General features: G+C 68.4%; 7 protein-coding genes. 5 read left to right on the top strand and 2 right to left on the bottom strand.

Annotated elements, in window-relative coordinates:
* Nucleotides 1-2: 2 nt before the first annotated feature.
* Genes fliN through fliR form a run of 5 tightly spaced genes read left to right on the top strand, consistent with a single transcriptional unit; the run spans nucleotide 3 to nucleotide 2624 of the window.
* Nucleotides 3-398 carry a flagellar motor switch protein FliN gene (gene fliN, locus H0W38_RS17955; protein WP_292456629.1) on the top strand — a complete coding sequence of 132 codons (396 nt, stop codon included), beginning with the start codon at nucleotides 3-5 and terminating at the stop codon, nucleotides 396-398.
* A gap of 16 nt (nucleotides 399-414) precedes the next feature.
* Nucleotides 415-783 (top strand): flagellar biosynthetic protein FliO, encoded by a 369-nt coding sequence (locus tag H0W38_RS17950; protein WP_292456626.1) that lies wholly within the window; start codon nucleotides 415-417, stop codon nucleotides 781-783.
* Nucleotides 780-1580 (top strand): flagellar type III secretion system pore protein FliP, encoded by an 801-nt coding sequence (fliP, locus tag H0W38_RS17945; RefSeq protein ID WP_292456623.1) that lies wholly within the window; start codon nucleotides 780-782, stop codon nucleotides 1578-1580. The genes H0W38_RS17950 and fliP overlap by 4 nt, the downstream gene beginning before the upstream one ends.
* 11 nt (nucleotides 1581-1591) lie before the next feature.
* Nucleotides 1592-1861, top strand: coding sequence for a flagellar biosynthesis protein FliQ (gene fliQ, locus H0W38_RS17940; protein ID WP_292456620.1), 270 nt, complete (start codon nucleotides 1592-1594; stop codon nucleotides 1859-1861).
* 1 nt (nucleotide 1862) lies between these two features.
* The gene (gene fliR / locus H0W38_RS17935) at nucleotides 1863-2624 is read left to right on the top strand and encodes a flagellar biosynthetic protein FliR (protein ID WP_292456617.1); all 762 of its coding nucleotides are present in this window, start codon (nucleotides 1863-1865) and stop codon (nucleotides 2622-2624) included.
* On the opposite strand, the gene H0W38_RS17930 is transcribed toward fliR, so the two are convergent.
* Together H0W38_RS17930 and H0W38_RS17925 are read right to left on the bottom strand one after the other, a co-directional pair.
* Nucleotides 2621-3601 (bottom strand): diguanylate cyclase, encoded by a 981-nt coding sequence (locus H0W38_RS17930; RefSeq protein ID WP_292456614.1) that lies wholly within the window; start codon nucleotides 3599-3601, stop codon nucleotides 2621-2623. The two genes, fliR and H0W38_RS17930, sit on opposite strands and share 4 nt — an antisense overlap.
* On the bottom strand, nucleotides 3598-4134 hold a 537-nt coding region (locus tag H0W38_RS17925; RefSeq protein ID WP_292456611.1), incomplete at its 5' end, for an Hpt domain-containing protein. The genes H0W38_RS17930 and H0W38_RS17925, both read right to left, overlap by 4 nt.

Raw genomic sequence — 4134 nt, 5'->3', positions numbered from 1 at the left:
ACATGGCGGCCGAATGGGCCGCCGCGCTCGAGCAGCAGGAAACCGCCAGCGAAGTCATGGCGCCGGCCGAGCAGGTGTCGCCGGCGCCGTTCACGAACTTCACGCCCACCGGCAACGGCGGCGCGGGTAACGACATCAACATGATCCTCGACATCCCGGTGCAGCTCACCGTGGAGTTGGGCCGCACGAGGATTCCGATCAAGCACATCCTGCAGCTGGCGCAAGGCTCGGTGGTCGAGCTCGACGCGATGGCCGGCGAGCCGATGGACGTGCTGGTCAACGGCTACCTGATCGCGCAGGGCGAGGTGGTGGTCGTCAACGACAAGTTCGGCATCCGCCTGACCGATATCGTCACGCCGAGCGAGCGCATGCGCCGGCTCAGCCGCGGCAGCCTGTGAGAAAGCGCTGTTCGACATGAGCGGATCCCTCGGATTGGGCCTGTTGTGGTTCGTTCTCATCCTGGCGGCCATTCCGCTCGTGCTGTGGCTGCTCAAGCGCACGCCGTACGGCGCGGCGATGGGCGTCATGAACCGCACCGATGCGCCGATGCGCACGGTGGGCTCCTCGCCGCTGGGTCCGCACCAGCGCGTGGTGACCGTCGAGGTGGGGCAGGGCGAGGAGCGCCGCTGGCTGGTCCTGGGCGTCACGCCGCAGGCGATCAACTTGCTGCACACGCTGACGCCGCAGGCGGAGGTGCCGAGCGCGCCGACGCCGGAGATGCCGTTCGCGGCGCTGCTGAACAAGGTGCGTTCCGCTTCAGGCAAACAGACGCCGCCGCAATGAAGCCGAAGACGGGTTCTCTTTTCGCGCGTTACCGCCGCGCGGCGCTGGTCGCGGGCGTATCCGTGTTGTCGGCCGTTCCTGCAGTCGCTTTAGCGCAGGCCATCGGCGCACCCGCGGCGCCCGGCGCCTCGCTGCCGCTGCTGATCGGGCAGGGCGCGGGCGGCGCCAGCTACTCGGTGCCGATCCAGACGCTGCTGTTCTTCACCGCGCTGAGTTTCCTGCCGGCCGTGCTGCTCATGATGACGGGCTTCACCCGCATCGTCATCGTCCTCAGCCTGCTGCGCCAAGCGCTCGGTACGCAGTCCGCGCCGCCCAACCAGGTGATCGTGGGCTTGTCGCTGTTCCTCACCTTGTTCGTGATGGGACCGACCATCGACCGCGTCTACGACCAGGCCTACGCGCCCTTCACCGCCAACCAGATCGCCTTCGACGAAGCGCTCGCTCGCGGCGAGGTGCCGATGCGCGAGTTCATGCTCAAGCAGACGCGCCAGACCGACCTGATGCTCTTTGCACGCCTGGCCAAGCTGGACGCTTCGGTGAAGTCCGAGGACGCGCCGTTTCGCGTGCTCGTGCCGGCCTTCGTGACCAGCGAGCTCAAGAGCGCGTTCCAGATCGGCTTCCTGATCTTCATTCCCTTCCTGATCATCGACATGATCGTCGCCAGCGTGCTCATGAGCCTGGGCATGATGATGCTCAGCCCCGTGCTGGTGGCGCTGCCCTTCAAGCTGATGCTGTTCGTGCTGGCCGATGGCTGGAACCTGCTGCTCGGCTCGCTCGCTGCATCGTTTGCCACCTGAGTGAGTGCGCCATGGACCCGCAACAAGTCTTCACCATCGGCCAGCAGGGCCTGTACCTCCTGCTGCTCATTTCGGCGCCCATGCTCATCACCGTGCTGGTGGTGGGCCTCGTGATCAGCGTGTTCCAGGCGGCCACGCAGATCAACGAGCAGACCCTGTCCTTCGTGCCGAAGCTGATCGCTGCCGTGGCGGTGCTTTCGATCGCCGGGCCGTGGATGCTCACCACGATCGTCGACTACCTGCAGCGCACGCTGCAATCGATTCCGTCGGTGGTGGGGTGAGGTGCTGACCGTCTCCGAAGCCCAGCTCACCGCCTGGCTCAGCCCGCTCATCTGGCCGTTCCTGCGCGTGCTGGCGCTCTTCACCAGTGCGCCCTTGCTGTCGATGCGCGGCGTGCCGGTGCGGGTGAAGGTCGCGCTGGCCTTCTTCATCACCGTCGCCGCGCAGGCTTCGCTGCCGCCGGCGCCGGTGATCGCGCTGGACAGCGCCCTTGCGCTCGAGGCGGTCGTGCAGCAAGTGCTGATCGGGCTTTCGCTCGGCTTCGCCGCGCGCATCGTCTTTGCCGGCATCGAGTACGCGGGCGAACTCATCGGCCTGCAGATGGGCTTGAACTTCGCGTCCTTCTTCGACCCGATCGCCGCCAGTCAATCGACTGCGGTGAGCCGCTTTTTCGGCACCACCGCAGCCCTGTTGTTCGTGGTGATGAACGGCCACCTGCTGCTCACCGCGGCGGTGATCCAGAGCTTTCACGCCTTTCCGGTGGGCGAGGCGCCGCTGGCCTTCTTGCGCATGGTGCAGCCGCAGGTGTGGGGCGCCGAGGTGTTCCGCCTGGGTGTGTGGATCGCGCTGCCCATCGTGACCATGCTGCTGTTCGCCAATCTGGTGCTCGGCGTGGTGTCGCGCGTGGCCACGCAGATGAACATCTTCGCGATCGGCTTTCCGATCACGCTGGCGGTGGGGCTTATCGGCATCACCGTGACGCTGCCGTTGATGGAGGTGCCTTTCACGATGGCGCTGGAGCGGTTGCTCGCGCAGTTCGGTTAGACGGCGCTGCGCGCCTCGCTGCTGCCGGGCACCTCGCTGCCGCAAACTCGCGCCCGGCCGGCCTCCTTGGCCGCGTACAAGCGGGCGTCCGCCTGTGCCAGCAGTCCTGCGGGGTCGCCTTGTGCGGCGGCGCTTTTGCAGGCTACGCCCACACTGACCGAGACCCTGCCCTCCACCGCCCCCTCGGCATGCGCGATGCCCAGCGCGCGCACTGCCCTCTCCAGCCGCTGCGCCAGCGCAAGCGCGCCGGCCAGGCCGGTCTCGGGCAGGATGCAGACGAACTCCTCGCCGCCGTAGCGGGCCACCACGTCGGCCGGGCGCTGCAGCGTCGCCTCGAGCACGGTGGTCACCTGCCGCAGGCAGTCGTCGCCGGCCTGGTGGCCGTAGCGGTCGTTGTAGCGCTTGAAGAAATCCACGTCGATCAGCGCCACGCTCAACTCGGAGCCGTTGCGCTGCGCGCGCAGCCACTCGGTCTGCAGGCGCTCGTCGAAATAGCGGCGGTTGAAGACGCCGGTCAGGCCGTCGATGAAGGCCATGCGGCGCAGCAGGTCCGACTGGTGCTTGAGCGTGATGTGCGTGCGCACGCGCGCACGCACCACTTTCGGGTTGATGGGCTTGGAGATGAAGTCCACCGCGCCGACGTCCAGCGCACGGGTTTCCGTCGCCTCGTCGTTGTGCGCGGTGACGAAGATCACCGGGATGTCCCGGGTCGAGGCGTCGGCCTTGAGCCGCGTGCAGACTTCGTAGCCGTCCATGCCGGGCATCACCACGTCCAGCAGCACCAGATCGGGCTGCTGCTCGCGGCACACCGCGAGCGCCTGCTCGCCGCTGGTGGCCATGAACACCTGGTGGTCGCTCGCGAAGGTCTGGTAGAGCGCCTGGATGTTGATCGGCTGGTCGTCCACCACCAGTAGCCGGGGCGCGCGCGCGATGGCCTCGAGCACGGCGGCCGGCAGGGCGTTGTCGTTGCCGCTCATGTTGCGTGACCCAGGTGTTCGAGGAGCACGTGGCACTGCGCCTGCGCCGCCTTGAAGTCGAAGGCCGCGACGGCGCCGTCCAGTGCGGCCAGGCGCGGGCCGAGTACCGCGGCGTGGCTGCGCGTCAGCCGGGCATGCACGTCCATCGCGCGCATGTCCGCGTTGCCGAGCAGGCCGGCCAGTTCGTGCAGGGCACTGGTCAGCGCCTGTGGAGTCGTCGGCGGGCCGCCGTCGGCCGGGTCAAGGGGGCCGGGGGCCGGTGCGTCCAGGTTCGCGGCCAGCCAGGCGATGTCGTCCATGCTGCGTTCGAAGGCCTGATCCAGGTTGGCTAACGCCGCATGAGCCTCGTTCGGCTCGCCGCCCTGCGCCGTCTCGGCGCGGCTGGCCGCGGCCGCGAGCGCCCTGGCGCCGAGGGTCGCGGCCAGGCCCTTGAGCGTGTGCAACTGGCGCGCGGCGGCCTGCGGTTCACCGTCTCCGGCAAGCGCGCCGAGCTCCTCGCGCAGGCCCTTCAGGTCGCTTGCGAAGCCCCGCAG

The sequence above is a fragment of the Methylibium sp. genome (assembly GCF_013817365.1).
GTDB lineage: Bacteria > Pseudomonadota > Gammaproteobacteria > Burkholderiales > Burkholderiaceae_C > Methylibium.
This window is presented reverse-complemented; position numbering and strand designations above follow the sequence as displayed.